The sequence below is a fragment of the Vibrio stylophorae genome (assembly GCF_921293875.1).
Classification (GTDB): Bacteria; Pseudomonadota; Gammaproteobacteria; order Enterobacterales; family Vibrionaceae; genus Vibrio_A; species Vibrio_A stylophorae.
Genome location: NZ_CAKLDI010000001.1, coordinates 1,883,262 through 1,900,491 on the forward strand (window position 1 = coordinate 1,883,262; position 17,230 = coordinate 1,900,491).

The following is a 17,230-nucleotide window of genomic DNA, read 5'->3' on the forward strand; positions in this document are numbered from 1 at the left end:
TCCTTATTGTTCTTGTCCATGGTCAAGGGTTAGCGCTGCCTCAACCAATGCTTTTTGTTGTTTCATATGAACCGACATATACCCTACAGCAGGGGATGCCGATGCGGGTCGACCTGCATAATGCAGCATGGATTGCGCGGGCAATACCGACCAGAAATTATGTTGGCTTGAATACCATGCGCCCTGATTTTGTGGCTCTTCTTGGCACCAAACGTAATCGCGGACATGTGCATATGGCGCAATCGCCGCTTCTACCTGCGCTTTCGGGAAGGGATAAAGCTGCTCGATACGCACAATCGCGACATCGTTTTGTTGATTCTTACGACGCTGCTCAAGCAGATCGTAATAAACCTTACCTGAGCAAAATACCACCCGTTTCACTGCGCTAGGCTCTAAATCATCGATCTCAGCAATTGCTGGCTGGAACTGTCCCTGCGATAGGTCTTCAAGCGACGAGATACATTGCGGATGACGCAGCAAAGATTTAGGTGACATCACTATCAAAGGCCGGCGCATTGGACGAAACACTTGCTGGCGAAGCAGGTGATAAATTTGCGCTGGGGTCGATGGCACCACCACCTGAATATTTTGCTCGGCGCATAATTGCAGGTATCGCTCAAGACGCGCTGAGGAGTGCTCGGGGCCCTGTCCTTCATAACCATGAGGCAACAACATGGTTAAACCACATAAGCGACCCCATTTTTGCTCGCCAGAGCTAATAAACTGATCAATCACCACCTGAGCGCCATTGGCAAAATCACCAAATTGCGCTTCCCACACGGTTAAACCGCGCGGCTCAGTGGTGGCATAGCCATATTCAAAGGCCAATACGGCCTCTTCTGAGAGCACCGAATCAAACACTTGAAAATGTCCCTGACCATTGTGCAAATGAGTCAGTGGAATATAGATGCTGGCATCGGCTTGATTATGCAGTACAGCATGGCGATGGAAGAAAGTACCGCGGCCTGAATCTTGGCCCGTAATACGCACTCGGCTCCCTTCATCAAGAATGGTGGCATAGGCCAAAAGCTCCGCCATCCCCCAATCATATGCTTTGGTTCCTTCAAGCATGGATTGACGATCTTGATACAGTTTTTGCACCCGGCTTTGCAACTGATGCGACTCAGGGAATTGGCACAGTTTTTTACCAAGCTCAATCAATCGATTTTGCGCAAACTGACTTTGCCACGGCACTTCCCAGTCATGTCCAACATAGGGCTGCCAGTCGACAGAGTGCATCTTCATTGGACGCCACTCTTTCACCACGCACTCACCACTATCAAGTGCGTCACGATAGCCATTCACCAATTCAGTGGCTTTTTCGATATCGCAAATTTCTTGCTCGATTAATACGTCGGCATAAAGTTTACGTGGCGTTGGATGCTGCTTGATTTTTTGATACATCAGCGGCTGAGTCGCATTGGGCTCATCTGCTTCGTTATGACCGTGGCGGCGGTAACATACCAAATCGATCACCACATCACGGCCAAAGGTGTTGCGATAATCAATGGCCACCTGTGTAACAAATGCCACGGCTTCCGGATCATCGGCGTTAACGTGAAAAATCGGTGCCTGTACCATTTTGGCTATATCAGTACAGTACTGCGTGGAACGAGTGTCGCGCGGATTTGACGTGGTAAAACCAATTTGGTTATTGACCACAATACGCACGGTACCGCCTACACGATAGCCACGCGCTTGCGACATATTAAAGGTTTCTGCCACAACCCCTTGGCCTGCCACAGCCGAGTCACCATGAATAGTGATGGGTAAAACGCTGCGCCCTTCTTTATCACCTAAGCGATCTTGCCGCGCACGGACCGAGCCCATCACCACTGGATTTACAATCTCCAGATGCGACGGGTTAAAAGCCAGAGCCAAATGCACATCGCCGCCAGGTGTCGCGAAATCAGCGGAGAAACCTTGGTGATACTTCACATCACCCGTGCCCCATGTGTCTTCATGCTTGCCAGCAAACTCATCAAAGAGATCCGTTGGTTTTTTACCAAGCACATTGACCAGCATATTGAGGCGACCGCGGTGCGCCATGCCAATGACAATTTCACGCGTGCCTTGTTCACCTGCGCGGCGAACCAGCTCTTTGACCATGGGGATCAGCGCATCACCACCTTCCAGTGAAAAACGCTTGGCGCCTGGGAATTTTGCTCCTAGATAGCGCTCAAGCCCTTCTGCAGCGGTGAGCTCTTCAAGAAAGGTGAGCTTTTGCTCTGGCGTAAACTGCGAAACACCTCGCTCTGCTTCAAGGCGCTGCTGAATCCATGCTTTTTCTTCAGTATCGGTAATGTGCATATACTCAGCGCCAATCGCGCCGCAATATACATTTTCGAGGATCGCAATAATCTCTTGTAAGGTGAGCTTTTGCTCATCTTTGACCAAACTCGGAACAGGGAAAGCAATGGCTAAATCCTCTTCCGTTAGGTTGTGATAAGTCAAAGAAAGATCTGCGACATCGGCAGGTTGCAATAATCCGAGCGGATCAAGTTTGGCGCGCTGATGGCCACGAATTCGATAAGCGTTAATTAGCTGCTGAACACGAATATGTTTGGCTTCAACATCAGGATCAGTCACTTCAGTATGATGTGCAAAGGTCGTTTCTTTTGCTAAGCGACGAAAATAATCACGGACACGTGAATGCGGTTGTTCTTGTGGGCTATCTGTCGGCGGTGTGAGCTGTTCAAACATCGAACGCCATGAAGGCTCGATCGCTTCAGCATCAAGCAAATATTGCTCATACAGCTCTTCAACATAAGAGGCGTTAACCCCTGCCAGATGGGATGATGCAAGCCACTCTTTCATCAGGCTACTGGACATGTTCTCCCCTTCTCCCTTGAGACATTTGGTCTGCCACTTACTCACAATTCGAAGCAAATGACAGAATTATTGTACCTCGCCACCTCCGTGGCTGTGTCATTACACCGATTGCTGCACCAGCATCGCTTTGATCTCACCAATAGCCTTGGTGGGATTGAGTCCTTTAGGACAGACATTGACACAATTCATAATGCTATGGCAACGAAAAACACTAAATGCATCATCTAATTGAGCGAGTCGCGCGCGCGTTGCTGTATCTCGGCTATCAATTAACCAACGATGCGCTGCCAAAAGCCCCGCAGGGCCAATGAATTTGTCTGGATTCCACCAAAATGAGGGGCATGACGTGGAGCAACACGCACATAATACACACTCATAAAGTCCATCTAATTTGGCACGCTGCTGCGGTGTTTGTAACTGCTCACCTTGATCCTGTTTGTCTTGATGTTCAGTCATCAAATAGGGCTTCACCCGCTCATAATTTTGATAAAACTGCGTCATATCAATAATCAGATCGCGGATCACCGGCAGTCCAGGTAACGGACGAATCACGATAGTTTTTTGATTCATCAATGCAGAAAGCGGGGTGATACAAGCCAATCCATTGGTCCCATTCATATTAACGCCATCAGAGCCACAGACCCCTTCACGACATGAACGGCGAAATGAAAGGCTAGGATCTTGCTCTTTTAACGCAATCAGCGCATCGAGCACCATAATGTCCGTGCCTTGCTCCACCTCCAGCTCAAAGGACTGCATATAAGGACGGCGATCAGTTTCAGGGTTATAACGATAAATCGAAAAACGTTGTTTCATCTCGCCCTCCTTAGTAAGTACGCACTTTCGGCGGAAAGGCTTCGCGCAGATGTGGCGTCATATTCACATCTCGCGTGGTCATTCGTTCTTGCTCTGGCAAATAAAGCGAATGAACCAGCCAGTTGGCATCATCACGATCAGGGTAATCAAATCGCGTATGTGCACCGCGACTCTCTGTGCGATAATTTGCCGCCACTGCTGTGGCGTAGGCCGTTTCCATCAAATTATCCAACTCTAAACACTCAATTCGCTGCGTATTAAAAGACAATGATTTATCTTGAAGATGGGCATTCGCAACACGCTCTCGAAGCTCAGCCAGTTCAGCCAAGCCTTTGGCCATGGCTTCCCCTTCGCGAAACACCGAGAAATTAGTCTGCATGCAATGCTGCAACGCTTTACGAAGCGCGTTGGGATCTTCACCTTGTGTTGAATTATCCCAACGTTTGAGTCGGCTCAAAGCAAGCTCAATATCCTCATCCGTTGCTGGGCGCGCATCCGGCTGAGCGGCCAGTGTTTTACCCAAATGCAACCCCGTAGCACGACCAAACACCACCAAATCAAGCAGTGAATTACCACCCAACCGATTGGCGCCATGCACCGACACACAGGCAATTTCACCGCAGGCAAATAAGCCTTGCACGTTTTGATCATCGCCCTGTGCATTTTGGGTGATCACTTGCCCTGATACTTGGGTTGGCAAACCGCCCATCATATAGTGACAGGTCGGGATCACTGGAATCGGCTCTTTGACAGGGTCAACATGGGCAAAGGTTCTCGATAGCTCACAGATCCCAGGTAAACGCGACTCCAGTACATCCTCACCTAAGTGATCGAGTTTCAGCTTCACATGCGGTCCCCAAGGGCCATCACAACCACGCCCTTCGCGAATTTCAATCATAATGGAGCGCGCCACCACATCACGGCCAGCTAAGTCTTTGGCATTGGGTGCATAACGCTCCATAAAGCGCTCCCCCTCTTTATTGAGCAAAAATCCGCCCTCACCGCGACATCCTTCAGTGACTAACACGCCAGCGCCAGCAATCCCCGTTGGGTGAAATTGCCACATTTCGCCATCTTGAATGGGCACGCCAGCGCGAATCGCCATACCAATACCATCTCCAGTATTGATATGGGCATTGGTCGTCGATGCGTAAATTCGTCCAGCGCCACCGGTGGCAAGCACGGTAGCTTTGGCTTTGAAATAACAAACCTCACCACTTTCCATATCAATGGCGGTACAACCCACTATTGCGCCATCGCTATTTTTCACTAAATCGAGTGCGTACCATTCAGAAAAGATGGTGGTTTGATGTTTGATATTTTGCTGATACAGGGTGTGTAACAAGGCATGGCCGGTGCGATCGGCAGCCGCCGCGGTACGCGCAGCTTGTTCACCGCCATATTCTTTCGACTGGCCACCAAAGGGGCGCTGATAAATGGTGCCATTATCAAATCGCGAAAAGGGTAACCCCATTTTTTCCAACTCAATGACAGATTGCGGCCCTTGCTGGCACATATATTCAATCGCATCCTGATCGCCAATGTAATCAGAGCCTTTGACTGTATCGTACATATGCCATTGCCAATCATCCGGGTGCGAATTGCCAAGAGCGACAGTAATGCCGCCTTGCGCAGAAACGGTATGCGAGCGTGTCGGAAAGACCTTGGACAGCAAAGCGCAACTAAGCCCCTGCTCTGAAATTTGCAGTGCCGCACGCATGCCTGCGCCACCAGCGCCAATTACAATGGCATCAAATTCTCGTATCATCACACTCATAAAACACTCCCTGTCATTAAGATGCCCATAAAAAAGCAGCTCACAAGCCAAATTATGACGATAAATTGCAGCAGTAATCGCAATCCTGCTGATTTGACATAATCAGTCAGCACTTGCCACAAACCAATCCAGGCATGAACCAAAATGGAAAGCAGCGCGAGCAAAGTGAATACTTGGGTTAGCCAGAAACCAAAGAACTGAGACCAAATGTCATAACGGAGGGGAGAAAGTATGATGATCGCAGCGATCAAATAGAGGGAATAAAATAGAAGAATCAGTGCACTGGCGCGTGCCAATAAAAAATCCTGTACACCGTTGCGTCCTAGCGCGGTGATCGGTTTTACCATAACCATATCCCTCCGAGTACAGAAAGCACTAATGCGATACCAATAGCAATTATGGCGCTTTGCTTTCCTGCTTTCAGGCTTTCGCCAAACCCTAGATCCATGATTAAGTGACGCACACCTGCACAAATATGATATGCCGTCGCTGTCAATACAGACCAGAGAATGAGTTTCATCCACCAATAACTGAGCCATATTTGCACCTCTGCAAATTGGCTTGGCGATGCGAGAGATTGGTTTAATAACCATAAGAGGGGGGCTAGAGAAAGAAATAGCACTACCCCGCTGATGCGATGCAAAATCGAGGCGATCGCAGGGATCGGAAAATGCATCGTCAACAGATCGAGATTGATCGGTCTTGATTGTTTCACGTTATTGCTCACTCAGCTCATCTTGAGCATGTTATTGCGCGACTGTTCATGGATAAAAAAGCACCTATTCTTAACATGTTAGAAACAGGAACCACACTTATCCAGTTGAAACTACGCTATAGTTATGATGAATCGAAAAACCACAGAAAACCTATTGTATTTAAAGGCTGTGTTTTCTATGGTGTGGGTTGAATTCATATTCAACCGCCGAATAGCAACAACAATATCGTTACATAACGGTTACAAATAAAGCAATAGTAAACCGTGATGTTACTTTTATATATTGAATAGTTATTATGTAAGACACATTTTGTACGACGCGAATTGACAAAGTTGAAATTGCCGCGTACAAAATATGCTCTTAATCTAGGATGATTAATTTCGCATAAAAACAAAGGAGAGTGTTATGGCAGAGAAGACTGCGATCCTTCATATTGAAGGCAGAGAGGCGATCGAATTGCCAATCCTCAATGGCAGCATCGGCCCTGACGTAGTTGATGTGCGTGCGCTCGGAGCGAACGGCTATTTCACCTATGATCCTGGTTTTGTCGCAACAGCAGCTTGTGAATCAGCCATTACCTATATTGACGGCAACCAAGGCATCCTACTCCACCGTGGCTATCCCATTGATCAATTAGCAAATAATGCTGATTATCTTGAAGTTTGCTATATCCTACTCTACGGCGAAGTTCCAACCCGCGCACAGTACGAAAGTTTCCTTGAAACTGTTACGCGCCACACCATGGTTCATGAGCAAATTGCAAGTTTCTTCCACGGTTTCCGCCGTGACGCACACCCAATGGCAATCATGTGTGGTGTGGTTGGTGCATTGGCTGCGTTCTACCACGACTCATTAGATATTAACGCTGACGAGCACCGTGAAATTGCCGCATATCGACTGCTATCGAAAATGCCAACACTGGCAGCCATGTGTTACAAATACTCCATTGGCCAGCCTTTCATCTATCCACGCAACGATCTCGATTACGCTGAAAACTTTATTCACATGATGTTCTCAACACCTTGTGAAGAGTATGAAGTGAACCCAGTGATCGCCCGTGCCATGGATAAGATCTTTATTTTGCATGCTGACCACGAACAAAACGCATCAACCTCAACGGTTCGTCTTGCTGGCTCTTCAGGTGCTAACCCATTTGCCTGTATCGCGGCGGGTATTGCATCCCTTTGGGGCCCTGCGCATGGCGGTGCTAATGAAGCCTGTTTACGTATGCTGGAAGAGATTGGTTCAGTCGACAATATTCCTGAATATATTGAGCGCGCAAAAGACAAAGACGATCCATTCCGTCTTATGGGCTTTGGCCACCGTGTTTACAAAAACTACGATCCTCGCGCCACAGTAATGCGTAATGCTTGCCATGAAGTACTGAAAGAGCTGGATATTGAAGACCCATTGCTTGATGTAGCCATGGAGCTTGAGCGTATTGCCCTTTCAGATGCCTACTTTATCGAGAAGAAACTCTATCCAAATGTGGATTTCTACTCAGGTATTATTCTCAAGGCCATTGGTATTCCTGTATCCATGTTTACTGTTATCTTTGCGATGTCACGAACCATTGGCTGGATCGCGCACTGGAACGAAATGCATGGCGACCCAGACAACCGTATTGGTCGTCCTCGCCAGCTCTATACCGGCGCTAAACGTCGCGATTTTCGTTCCATGGAAGAGCGCGAGTTGTGTCCAGAAGAGCCAGAACAAATCATGGCTTAAGCTCTAGATACTTCAGAAAAATAAAAAGCCGCAATTGCGGCTTTTTATTTTCTTAAAACACAGATTAAAGAGCGCTATTAGACTGGATTATCCACATCAATAAAGGTCACATCAAAGCCATAGGTCTCAGCTAACCATTCACCCAAGGCTTTCACCCCACCACGCTCCGTCGCATGATGGCCCGCTGCAAAATAATGGATCCCCTGTTCTCTGGCGCTATGTGTGGTTCGCTCTGACACCTCACCAGAAATAAAGGCGTCAATTCCTTGCGCTGCCGCTTGATCAATAAAATCTTGCCCACCGCCAGTGCACCAAGCAATACGGCGAATCACCTGTGGCCCCGTATCACCAATATGCAAAGGCGCGCGCGCAAAAACGCGCTCAATGCGATTGGTGAGGGTTTGAATATCAACAGGCTTTTCAAAATGGCCCTGCATTGCGATAGATTGCGGGTTATGTATTTCCAATCCACCATCGACTGTGATCTCCAGCGCCTTGGCTAACATTGCGTTATTGCCTAGCGTCGGGTGAATATCCAGAGGTAAATGGTAGGCATAAAGGTTAATTTCATGCTGAATCAATGCAGCAATACGGCGGTATTTCATGCCACGTAGCGGCGCACTTTCACCTTTCCAAAAGAAGCCATGGTGCACTAACAAAGCATCGGCATGTTGTTCAATCGCAGCATCAATCAAAGCCTGACAAGCTGTCACGCCCGTCACAATTTTTCGAATCTGCTGTTTACCTTCGATCTGTAAACCATTTGGACAATAATCTTGAATCAGTTCAGGTCGCAATTCTTGATTGAGTCGCTGCTCAAGCTCAATGTTATTCATCAATATTTCCACCATTTTTTAGTCATGGTAATCATTTGAAAAATTGAGCGCAATCACCAAGAAACAGGACTAATACAGTTCATCGCCAGGAACCGTTTTTTCAGATTGCTCTAACCAGACCGGCTTGTTGCTGGTTTTCATCCACAATCGATGCAAATAACTGTAGCAACGGCGTCGTAAGCGAGGAAATAAAATGGTAGGAAAAGCCAAAATGCCTAACAACAGTGCAACGATACGGCGAAGCACCACTTTATAAAGAGGGTATGAGGTATACATCCGTGTCTAACTCTGCTTAGAATAATGAACTATCATCTTAAACCTGTATCGTGATGGAAATCAGTTTATTTCCGTTAAATTTCCTCAAAAAAGAGGGTGCCCGATCACAAATATGATGAAACCCCAAACTCACTTTACCCATCCCTTAGATTGGCTTCATCAAGCACCTTCTTTGGTGCTGGGGCATCACTGGATTTTTACGCCAGAGCACCCATTGTGGCAAAGCCATTCTCAACAATGGCCAACCATACCTCAGCCCTTGCCTCGCGCTGTCGGCCACTATTATCAATTGCTGTGGCGATTATGGATTCAGTCACATCCAATGCTTGATTTAGTCGCAGAAGAGATCCAAATACAAGGAGAACAACGAACTTTAGGGGCCATCGATTTTATCGTGCACAATAAAATCAATCATCGCTTTGAGCATTGGGAAGTAGCCTGCAAATTCTACCTCGCTTATCAAGGCCAATGGCTTGGCCCCAATGCGTCCGATAGCTTGACACGAAAAATGACACATATGTTGGCACATCAATTACCGCTGAGTCAGCACGATACCATTGCCAAACGCTGGCCTATTAAAGCTCGACGACTCATTTTACAAGGGCGTCTTTATACAGCCAGAGACCAGAATCAAAAATACGCTCTGATTCAAGAAAACAGCGGCTGGCAAATCAATCCCAATGCCCTACAAGGGTGGTGGCGATATCAGCCTTATCAAGGCGACGAGCCCATTCTCCAACTTCATAAGCCCAATTGGCTCACTCAAGCCCGTGCAACACCGGTGACATCGCATCAGCTTGATCCGCATCAGTCGACACATATTGTCGATCCACTGGGACAGTTTGGCTTTATTATGCCCCAAAGCTGGCCAAACCTTGGACCATCTGCCGTTTAACCGCTCAAAAACGAAAACTTATCTCGCAGTAAAAAAAAACGTAGCTACGGGAGCTACGTTTTTTTTCATTTAAAATTAAGCGCTCATTTGCATAAGCTTCAGTCCGCAGCTTACGCCACATTCATGGCAAATACTGCATCCACAATTTGCTGCGCTTCAATCTCAATTTGTTTGCGATGCGCCTCACCACAAAAGCTCTCACAATAAATTTTGTACATCGCTTCTGTGCCAGATGGACGAGCGGCAAACCAACCATTTTCAGTCATCACTTTCAAACCACCAATGGCCTCGCCATTTCCCGGCGCATGGGTCAGACTCTGAATAATCGGATCGCCAGCCAATGTTGTCGCGGTAACATCACTGGCACTCATGGCCTGCAAACAAGCTTTTTGGCTTTCATTGGCTGGTGCCTGCAAACGCGCATAGCTTGCTTCACCATATTTTTGTGCCAACTGCTCATAGTATTGCTGTGGCGTTAGGCCTGTCACTGCCATGATTTCTGCAGCAAGCAAACACAGCACGATACCATCTTTGTCTGTGCTCCATGGCGAACCATCAAAGCGCAGCAAAGATGCACCCGCACTCTCTTCACCACCAAAGCCAAGCGCACCGGTATGTAAGCCTTCCACAAACCACTTAAAACCAACCGGCACCTCACAAAGCTCACGTCCTAACCCTGCGACAACGCGATCAATCAAGGCGCTAGACACCAAAGTTTTACCAACGGCGACATCAGATCCCCACTGCGGACGATGCTGGAATAGATAATCGATACATACCGCAAGAAAATGATTTGGATTCATTAAGCCTTTTGGCGTCACAATGCCGTGGCGGTCAAAATCAGGATCATTTGCAAAGGCAAGATCATAATCATCTTTCAAAGCCAGCAGCTGACTCATGGCATAGGGTGAGGAGCAATCCATACGGATGACACCATCTTTATCCAAAGGCATAAAGCGAAAATCGGCTTCAACGCGCTCATTGACCACAGTCAAATCTAGCTGATACTGCTCAGCAATCGCTTGCCAATAAGCAATCCCCGCGCCGCCTAAAGGATCAACCGCAAGCTTTAATTGCGCCTTTTGAATCGCAGCCATATCAATGACATTGACCAAATCTGTCACATAGCTCGGAACCAAATCTTGCTGCGTCACTTGGCTAAGCGCCGTTAGATAATCAACGCGCTTCACTTCACTCAGCTCGCCGGCAAGTAGCGCATTGGCACGATTCTCAATGGCTTTGGTAAAGCGCGCCTCAGCAGGGCCGCCATGTGGCGGGTTGTATTTAATGCCACCATCTTGCGGCGGATTATGGGATGGCGTAATCACGATGCCATCAGCAAGCTGAGCGTGCTGACGGTTATACTGCAAGATTGCATGAGAAATCGCAGGCGTTGGGGTATAACCTAGATCCTGTTGCACAATCACATCAACATGATTGGCTATCAGCACTTCAATGGCACTTCGAAATGCCACTTCAGAAAGGGCATGGGTATCTTTACCCAAATAAAGCGGACCTGTGATCCCCTCTTGCAGACGAATATCTGCAATCGCTTGGCAAATGGCCCAAATATGATGTTGGTTGAACGTAGATAAATCAGCACACCCACGATGTCCCGAAGTACCAAAAGCCACTTGCTGACTTTTTAATTGCGGCTTCGGTGTCAATGAGTAGTAATTAGCAACGAGCGAAGGGATATCATGAAGATCACAAGAGCTGGCCAACTGGCCAGCACGAGGATGTTGAGGCATAAATTACGCGTCCTTGTCGGTCGGTGATTAAATTGCGTTGGCAATACGCTCACATTCTTCTTCACCGTACCCCATACGCTGCATCATCTGGATAATCATCTGACGCTTACGACCGGTGTTTGTATTCGTGATCACCCAAAATGGTGTTTCAGGGATCTGTTTTGGTTTGGTGGTATTCCCGTTTGCCAACAGTGTTTGTGCATTATCAGCAAAGTAAACACGGGTGCGTCCTTTGATTGCTGCTGCATCAGAGAAAGCTTGCGGATTTTGCTGATACAGTGCTGTGAGAATCATCATAAAACGACCAATCACTCGCGATTGCTGCGTAAAGTGACTGGAGTTCAGCACAGACTCTAAGTTGATACTACGACGTGCTTGTGTGGTTGGTTCACCCACAACAATTGGTTTTGCTGGCACAGCTAGCGTGCTTTCGACGGCTGCGACAGTGGACTCAGCAGCAGCGCTTTGCGCTGGCACATGCAACAAGCGGCGCAGGATATCCGAGGCGCTCTCACCAATATGTTGAGTTTGGCCAGCAATATAACGGTATAGGTCTTCGTCTACTTCAATAGTCTTCATGGTGCCTTGGTCATGATTCGATAAAATAACTGCGACAGTATACCCATAACTCGAGGTATACTCTACGTTCAATCACCGATATTAAGAGAGCAATATGGATCTTCACTTTCGTGTCCAAGGTCAAGGTGACCCCGTTATTCTGATGCACGGTCTATTTGGAAGCTTAGATAACCTTGGTCTTTTAGCCAAAGAATTAAGTAAAGATTATCAGGTGATTAGCGTTGATTTACGCAACCACGGTCAATCCCCCCACTCACCACGGGTGAGCTATGCGCTGATGGCAGAAGATGTACTGAATGTGATGCATCGCCTCAATTTGCCGCGCGCCATTGTGATTGGCCACTCCATGGGCGGTAAAGTTGCCATGAAACTCGCGCAAGACTGGCCAGAGCAAGTTCGCGCCTTAGTGGTATTGGATATTGCGCCAGTGCTCTACCCATTTCGCCGTCACGATGCAATTTTTGCCGGCCTGCGTGAAGTTGCCGGCGCGCCGCCAAAAAGTCGTAGTGAAGCAGATAGCTTACTGGCACTTCATATTGACACGCCCTTCGTGCGCCAATTTTTAGGAAAATCACTGTATCGCGGTGAGGACAGCCGCTATCACTGGCGTTTTCATGTTCGCGCACTCTCCGATAATTATGAAGCCATTATGGGATGGCCCAATCCATCGGTTTATCATGGCCCAGCACTACTGCTCAAAGGTCATTTATCTGAATATGTTCAACTTGAGCACAAAGATGCGATTGTTAGCCAATTCCCAGCGATGAAAACCCATATCATTGCCAACACGGGCCACTGGCTACATGCCGAAAAACCAGAGAGCGTCCATCGACATATTCGCCAATTTTTAACGACATTAGCACATGAAAATCATGAACCGCTTATGCTATAGTGCGCGCTAAACGCAATAAAGCGGCTTGTTATCATGTTTTATGAGTACATTCCGATCCTCGAAACCTTAGGTTTTGACCTACTGATTGCCGCGCTTTTTTTACTAATTGCGCTAGCAATTCGCGATGTGCTCAAACAAGGCAAAGTCCCCCCTTTCGGGCAATTTGCCGTTTGGTTTGTCCTATTTTTGGGATGCTTCGGCTTTATTCTCAAGGGCATTCTTAAGCTACTCTGGCAGGATGCAAGCTAGCTTCACGACATAACTGTATATGGCCAAAGAACAGAACGATCGCACGACACTGGATCTCTTTGCAGATGAGAAACGTCCCGGGCGACCAAGAACCAGCCCCCTGAGTCGTGCTGCGCAATTAAAAATTAATAAACGAAACCAACTCAAACGCGACAAAGCGCGCGGTTTACGTCGTATTGAAATTAAAGTTGAGCAAACCGTCGTTGATGCACTAAACGTGCTGGCGGATCAACAAGGCTTAAGTCGTAGTGAGTTGATTGAAACCATTTTAATTGAGAAATTGGGTTGTGCGCCTGAGACTCATTCAGCATAAATCGCGCATTGACCCAGAAGAACAGGTAGAAAAAATATGGCAAGTGTAGGCATCTTTTTCGGTAGCGATACTGGCAACACAGAAGCTGTTGCGAAAATGATTCAAAAAGAGCTGGGTCAGCACATGGTTGATGTTTTTGACATCGCCAATGCAAGCCAAGAGCAACTCAATGATTTTGACTTACTGCTACTTGGTATTCCAACGTGGTACTACGGCGAAGCGCAGTGTGACTGGGATGATTTCTTTCCACAGTTAGAAGGCATCGACTTCTCAACCAAGCTTGTGGCTATTTTTGGCTGTGGTGACCAAGAAGATTATGCAGAGTACTTCTGCGATTCCATGGGCGAGCTTGCACGCATCGTTGAAAGCAAAGGCGCAACAATTGTCGGCAACTGGCCAACCACTGGCTATGAGTTTGAATCTTCAAAAGCTGTGATTGGTGATGATCTATTTGTCGGCCTGTGTATTGATGAAGACCGCCAACCAGAACTAACAGAATCACGCGTAAAAGCTTGGTCTGCTCAAGTCTACGAAGAGATGTGCTTGGCCGAGCTTGAAGACTAATCTTCACTTTGCTTGTAATAATACAGCACATGATTAAAACGCACTTCGGTGCGTTTTTTTATACCGGTTATCCCTCATGATTTGAGGCTAAGCACACGATATATCACTACATTTTGTGTGTTTATGCGGCTTTCTTTCGCGCTCATCCGCCGTTTTTTTGACTGAAATAGAATTTCTAGGCCTCATGAGGTTTATTGTTTTAGTTTGGTCACTTATAATCAATCGCATTCAATGAAGCCCGAAACTGCTGCCCTTTCGACAGCCAAAGGAATTGATTCATGTCAGATAATAATCAAGCGCTCAAGCAAGCTGGTTTGAAAGTCACCTTGCCACGCCTTAAGATTCTTGAGGTACTTCAGCAAGGGGATACAAGCCATATCAGCGCTGAAGATCTATATAAGAAGCTGATCGACCTTGGTGAAGAGATTGGTCTTGCCACTGTCTACCGTGTGCTCAACCAGTTTGATGATGCTGGGATCGTTACACGTCACCACTTTGAAGGCGGAAAATCTGTATTTGAATTGGCCACGCAACAACACCATGACCACTTGGTCTGCTTAGATTGCGGTAAAGTCATTGAATTTTCAGATGAAGTGATTGAACAGCGCCAACGTGAAATCGCAGCACGCTTTAATGTTCGCCTCACCAACCATAGCCTTTACCTATACGGCCACTGTGCTGATGGGGATTGCAAACGCGACGAAAATGCTCATAACGAGCAATAAGTTGCAGTAATTTGCAGAAAAAAGCCGCGCAATTGCGTGGCTTTTTTTTATTTAAAATCAAAGGCGTGCATTAGTTCAAATTTACCGAATCCAAATAGCCGCAGCCGTTGCCAGCAACTATTATTAACTTCATACTCAATTCGCACGGAAGCATAAGAGTAGAGTTGAGATTGGTGCTAAAACACGATGGCCGATAGTAATAAAATCCCAGGATTAAATCGTCTTAGCGTCTTAATTTGCGGTAAAACGCAAAGCGGCTGTAATTTGGTTCGAACCAGTCTTGCCTCACGCTCACCGACCCAAGTTATCTTGACTCAGCGTCCAGAAGAAGTCCCTCGCCTCATTAATCAAGCCACCTTTGATGTCCTTATCGTCAATGGCGATAAGCCTTTTATTCAGCGGGTAAGCGAGCAATATCTTTCCGTCAAAGCGCCGATTTTACAGGAGATGAAATTAGCGGTATTGGTGGTGATTGATGAGTCAGAACTAGCGGGTCCCTTACCCGATCAAGACCGCCAACAGGAGATTGATCTTTGGATTAGCGAACAGCGCATGGGTATCGATAGCGCTTTGTTTGCCCCTTACACCATTGGTGAACTGGTTGATTGCTACGACAATGCTGCAACCGCACTCAGTCGGCGAAAAGAGATCTTTATGAAGATCAGAACCATCGTGAAGCGAGCCTCGCTACCCATGGTGCAATATCGCGCAGCTAGCTATCTCGCCAATGATACGCGAACCATTACTCTATTTTGCCGTCATTTTAGTGGTAGCGAAGCAACCATTGAATATCTAGAAAAACTCAGTGACCAAGAAAAGGTGACTGAAAGTTCCATTTGGCTGGCGCGTTACTGTCATGACCACGGTTTTATTGAAAAGGGCTATCGCTACGCAAGTCGTACGCTGGACAATAACCCCAATCATTTTGATGCCCTGCTCATTGCCGCTAAATCACGCATGATGACTGATCCACAGCAGGCTTTGGAGCTCTATACACGCGCCATTGATCGCAGCCCTTTAGATATTCATCATCTTAAAGCATTTTTACAGCTAGCCATTAGCCTAACGGACAAGTCAGCGCTGAGCGCGATTATTATTCAGCTCTCAGAGCCTGAATATCTAATGCCAAGTTTTCAAGATCTACTGCTATTTTTAATCACCAGCCATAAACTTCTGGAAAAAAAAGGACGGTTTTTAAGAAAGCATCTGTCCATTATTCGCGCCACATTTACCGACTCAATGCAGCGTAAACGCACGGTAGCTATGCGCGATTGGCATATTAAATTACTGCTTGGTTTTGCCATTTTTAAAACAGCCATGGGTCAATCAAGGCAAGCCTTTAAGCTTTTGCCTTTGATTGATCACAAACTCAGTAAAAGTAACGCTATTGATGAAGAAACCATGCTGCTCTGCTGCACTTTTTGGTGCTCTCTTGGCGATATGAAGCGAAGTACAGAGTTTCGCGACCAATTAGAGCAGCGGCGCAATCATCTCACCACAGCGCAGCACAGGCTTTTAGAATTTATCAAACAACGAATCAGCCGCAATCAACGCCTGTATTCTCAGTTATACAAAGAAAATTGCCAGAGCTTTCAAAAAGAGTCAATTAAGCACTTTATCAAGCAATATCCCATGTGTTACCTCGCACGAACCATGCTGGTTTCATTGCGCTATCGCAACCAAGATACTGATCATGATTATCTGCGAGATATTCGCAAAGCCATTCGTTACGAACAGGATCCACGCAACCACCAGATCCTCGATCGCCTTTTGAAAAATGCACGCGCTTTGCCTCGAGGTTAACCCTATGCATGAACGAAAAGAACACCGCTATCTACTGCAAACCCCTATGCCAGCTCAGCTTAAAAGGGGATGGTTTCGACGTACATCCGTCATTTTGGTCGATATCTCCATCGACGGGCTAGCCATTGCTTGTGAAAAAGCACTGCCTAAAAATACACAACTCGAGTTTCACCTCAAACTCGGCACGCAAAAACTCACCATCACTGGAGAAGTGATCTATCAAATGGGGTTTGGCGATCGCGCGCGTTATGGCGTGCAACTGCAGCCAGCGCTCTCTCTTGAGACACTCAACCTATTCTCGCCCTATTTCAATGAAGAAGATCGCATCATTTTGCAAAACGAACGCCTCCTCTCACTGGGCGATCAATTAAACTGCGACGATGGATGCAATACATAGCGAGCATAGAAAGCTATCAGAGTGCGTAGATAGACATGCAGAGATAGATCAAAGGGCATAAAAAAAGCCATGGCAATCGCC

At 47.0% G+C, this 17,230-nt stretch carries 18 protein-coding genes; 9 read left to right on the forward strand and 9 right to left on the reverse strand.

Going from position 1 to position 17,230, the window contains the following annotated elements; all coding sequences use genetic code 11:
- Positions 1–3: 3 nt before the first annotated feature.
- The 5 genes from sucA to sdhC form a co-directional block, all read right to left on the reverse strand.
- The gene (gene sucA, locus L9P36_RS08620; protein ID WP_237466296.1) at positions 4–2,832 is read right to left on the reverse strand and encodes a 2-oxoglutarate dehydrogenase E1 component; all 2,829 of its coding nucleotides are present in this window, start codon (positions 2,830–2,832) and stop codon (positions 4–6) included.
- Positions 2,833–2,931: 99 nt separating this feature from the next.
- Positions 2,932–3,648, reverse strand: a complete 717-nt coding sequence (locus tag L9P36_RS08625) for a succinate dehydrogenase iron-sulfur subunit (protein ID WP_237466297.1) — start codon at positions 3,646–3,648, stop codon at positions 2,932–2,934.
- Between the two features lie 10 nt (positions 3,649–3,658).
- Positions 3,659–5,425, reverse strand: coding sequence for a succinate dehydrogenase flavoprotein subunit (gene sdhA, locus L9P36_RS08630; RefSeq protein ID WP_237466298.1), 1,767 nt, complete (start codon positions 5,423–5,425; stop codon positions 3,659–3,661).
- Entirely contained in the window at positions 5,422–5,772 is a 351-nt protein-coding gene (gene sdhD, locus L9P36_RS08635) for a succinate dehydrogenase, hydrophobic membrane anchor protein (RefSeq protein ID WP_237466299.1), read from the reverse strand. The genes sdhA and sdhD overlap by 4 nt, the downstream gene beginning before the upstream one ends.
- A complete protein-coding gene (gene sdhC / locus L9P36_RS08640; RefSeq protein ID WP_237466300.1) occupies positions 5,766–6,152 on the reverse strand; it encodes a succinate dehydrogenase, cytochrome b556 subunit in 387 nt (128 codons plus the stop codon). The genes sdhD and sdhC overlap by 7 nt, the downstream gene beginning before the upstream one ends.
- Before the next feature lie 394 nt (positions 6,153–6,546).
- Here sdhC and L9P36_RS08645 point away from each other — a divergent pair, with 394 nt between their 5' ends.
- Positions 6,547–7,869, forward strand: a complete 1,323-nt coding sequence (locus tag L9P36_RS08645) for a citrate synthase (protein ID WP_237466301.1) — start codon at positions 6,547–6,549, stop codon at positions 7,867–7,869.
- 77 nt (positions 7,870–7,946) lie between these two features.
- On the opposite strand, the gene L9P36_RS08650 is transcribed toward L9P36_RS08645, so the two are convergent.
- Both L9P36_RS08650 and L9P36_RS08655 read right to left on the reverse strand, forming a co-directional pair.
- A complete protein-coding gene (locus L9P36_RS08650; protein WP_237466302.1) occupies positions 7,947–8,705 on the reverse strand; it encodes a Nif3-like dinuclear metal center hexameric protein in 759 nt (252 codons plus the stop codon).
- Positions 8,706–8,774: 69 nt separating this feature from the next.
- Positions 8,775–8,981 carry a DUF2517 family protein gene (locus tag L9P36_RS08655; protein WP_237466303.1) on the reverse strand — a complete coding sequence of 69 codons (207 nt, stop codon included), beginning with the start codon at positions 8,979–8,981 and terminating at the stop codon, positions 8,775–8,777.
- Between the two features lie 112 nt (positions 8,982–9,093).
- Between L9P36_RS08655 and L9P36_RS08660 the strand changes: the two genes are divergently transcribed.
- Positions 9,094–9,876, forward strand: coding sequence for a DUF1853 family protein (locus L9P36_RS08660; RefSeq protein ID WP_237466304.1), 783 nt, complete (start codon positions 9,094–9,096; stop codon positions 9,874–9,876).
- Positions 9,877–9,986: 110 nt separating this feature from the next.
- On the opposite strand, the gene pgm is transcribed toward L9P36_RS08660, so the two are convergent.
- The gene (pgm, locus tag L9P36_RS08665; protein WP_237466305.1) at positions 9,987–11,627 is read right to left on the reverse strand and encodes a phosphoglucomutase (alpha-D-glucose-1,6-bisphosphate-dependent); all 1,641 of its coding nucleotides are present in this window, start codon (positions 11,625–11,627) and stop codon (positions 9,987–9,989) included.
- 27 nt (positions 11,628–11,654) lie between these two features.
- On the reverse strand, positions 11,655–12,206 hold the full coding sequence (gene seqA, locus L9P36_RS08670) for a replication initiation negative regulator SeqA (protein ID WP_237466306.1): 552 nt from the start codon (positions 12,204–12,206) through the stop codon (positions 11,655–11,657).
- 94 nt (positions 12,207–12,300) lie between these two features.
- Between seqA and L9P36_RS08675 the strand changes: the two genes are divergently transcribed.
- From L9P36_RS08675 to L9P36_RS08705, 7 genes are all read left to right on the forward strand, one after another.
- Complete coding sequence (locus L9P36_RS08675) at positions 12,301–13,098, forward strand: alpha/beta fold hydrolase (protein WP_237466307.1); 798 nt, start codon at positions 12,301–12,303, stop codon at positions 13,096–13,098.
- 33 nt (positions 13,099–13,131) lie between these two features.
- The gene (locus L9P36_RS08680; protein WP_237466308.1) at positions 13,132–13,347 is read left to right on the forward strand and encodes a DUF2788 domain-containing protein; all 216 of its coding nucleotides are present in this window, start codon (positions 13,132–13,134) and stop codon (positions 13,345–13,347) included.
- A 19-nt stretch (positions 13,348–13,366) separates the two neighbouring features.
- Positions 13,367–13,660 (forward strand): LexA regulated protein, encoded by a 294-nt coding sequence (gene ybfE / locus L9P36_RS08685; protein WP_237466309.1) that lies wholly within the window; start codon positions 13,367–13,369, stop codon positions 13,658–13,660.
- Positions 13,661–13,696: 36 nt separating this feature from the next.
- Complete coding sequence (gene fldA / locus L9P36_RS08690; protein WP_237466310.1) at positions 13,697–14,224, forward strand: flavodoxin FldA; 528 nt, start codon at positions 13,697–13,699, stop codon at positions 14,222–14,224.
- Positions 14,225–14,502: 278 nt separating this feature from the next.
- Positions 14,503–14,949 (forward strand): ferric iron uptake transcriptional regulator, encoded by a 447-nt coding sequence (gene fur, locus L9P36_RS08695; RefSeq protein ID WP_237466311.1) that lies wholly within the window; start codon positions 14,503–14,505, stop codon positions 14,947–14,949.
- A 186-nt stretch (positions 14,950–15,135) separates the two neighbouring features.
- Positions 15,136–16,752, forward strand: coding sequence for a tetratricopeptide repeat protein (locus L9P36_RS08700; RefSeq protein ID WP_237466312.1), 1,617 nt, complete (start codon positions 15,136–15,138; stop codon positions 16,750–16,752).
- 4 nt (positions 16,753–16,756) lie between these two features.
- Entirely contained in the window at positions 16,757–17,149 is a 393-nt protein-coding gene (locus L9P36_RS08705; protein ID WP_237466313.1) for a PilZ domain-containing protein, read from the forward strand.
- The last annotated feature ends 81 nt before the right edge of the window (positions 17,150–17,230 follow it).

Coding starts and splice junctions, on each gene's coding strand:
- fur (WP_237466311.1), top strand. CDS start 14,503: ATGTCAGATAATAATCAAGCGCTCAAGCAAGCTGGTTTGAAAGTCACC.
- L9P36_RS08645 (WP_237466301.1), top strand. CDS start 6,547: ATGGCAGAGAAGACTGCGATCCTTCATATTGAAGGCAGAGAGGCGATC.
- L9P36_RS08655 (WP_237466303.1), bottom strand. CDS start 8,981: ATGTATACCTCATACCCTCTTTATAAAGTGGTGCTTCGCCGTATCGTT.
- L9P36_RS08700 (WP_237466312.1), top strand. CDS start 15,136: ATGGCCGATAGTAATAAAATCCCAGGATTAAATCGTCTTAGCGTCTTA.
- pgm (WP_237466305.1), bottom strand. CDS start 11,627: ATGCCTCAACATCCTCGTGCTGGCCAGTTGGCCAGCTCTTGTGATCTT.
- sdhA (WP_237466298.1), bottom strand. CDS start 5,425: ATGAGTGTGATGATACGAGAATTTGATGCCATTGTAATTGGCGCTGGT.
- L9P36_RS08680 (WP_237466308.1), top strand. CDS start 13,132: ATGTTTTATGAGTACATTCCGATCCTCGAAACCTTAGGTTTTGACCTA.
- sdhD (WP_237466299.1), bottom strand. CDS start 5,772: ATGGTAAAACCGATCACCGCGCTAGGACGCAACGGTGTACAGGATTTT.
- L9P36_RS08705 (WP_237466313.1), top strand. CDS start 16,757: ATGCATGAACGAAAAGAACACCGCTATCTACTGCAAACCCCTATGCCA.
- L9P36_RS08625 (WP_237466297.1), bottom strand. CDS start 3,648: ATGAAACAACGTTTTTCGATTTATCGTTATAACCCTGAAACTGATCGC.
- fldA (WP_237466310.1), top strand. CDS start 13,697: ATGGCAAGTGTAGGCATCTTTTTCGGTAGCGATACTGGCAACACAGAA.
- L9P36_RS08660 (WP_237466304.1), top strand. CDS start 9,094: ATGATGAAACCCCAAACTCACTTTACCCATCCCTTAGATTGGCTTCAT.
- seqA (WP_237466306.1), bottom strand. CDS start 12,206: ATGAAGACTATTGAAGTAGACGAAGACCTATACCGTTATATTGCTGGC.
- sucA (WP_237466296.1), bottom strand. CDS start 2,832: ATGTCCAGTAGCCTGATGAAAGAGTGGCTTGCATCATCCCATCTGGCA.
- L9P36_RS08650 (WP_237466302.1), bottom strand. CDS start 8,705: ATGAATAACATTGAGCTTGAGCAGCGACTCAATCAAGAATTGCGACCT.
- ybfE (WP_237466309.1), top strand. CDS start 13,367: ATGGCCAAAGAACAGAACGATCGCACGACACTGGATCTCTTTGCAGAT.
- L9P36_RS08675 (WP_237466307.1), top strand. CDS start 12,301: ATGGATCTTCACTTTCGTGTCCAAGGTCAAGGTGACCCCGTTATTCTG.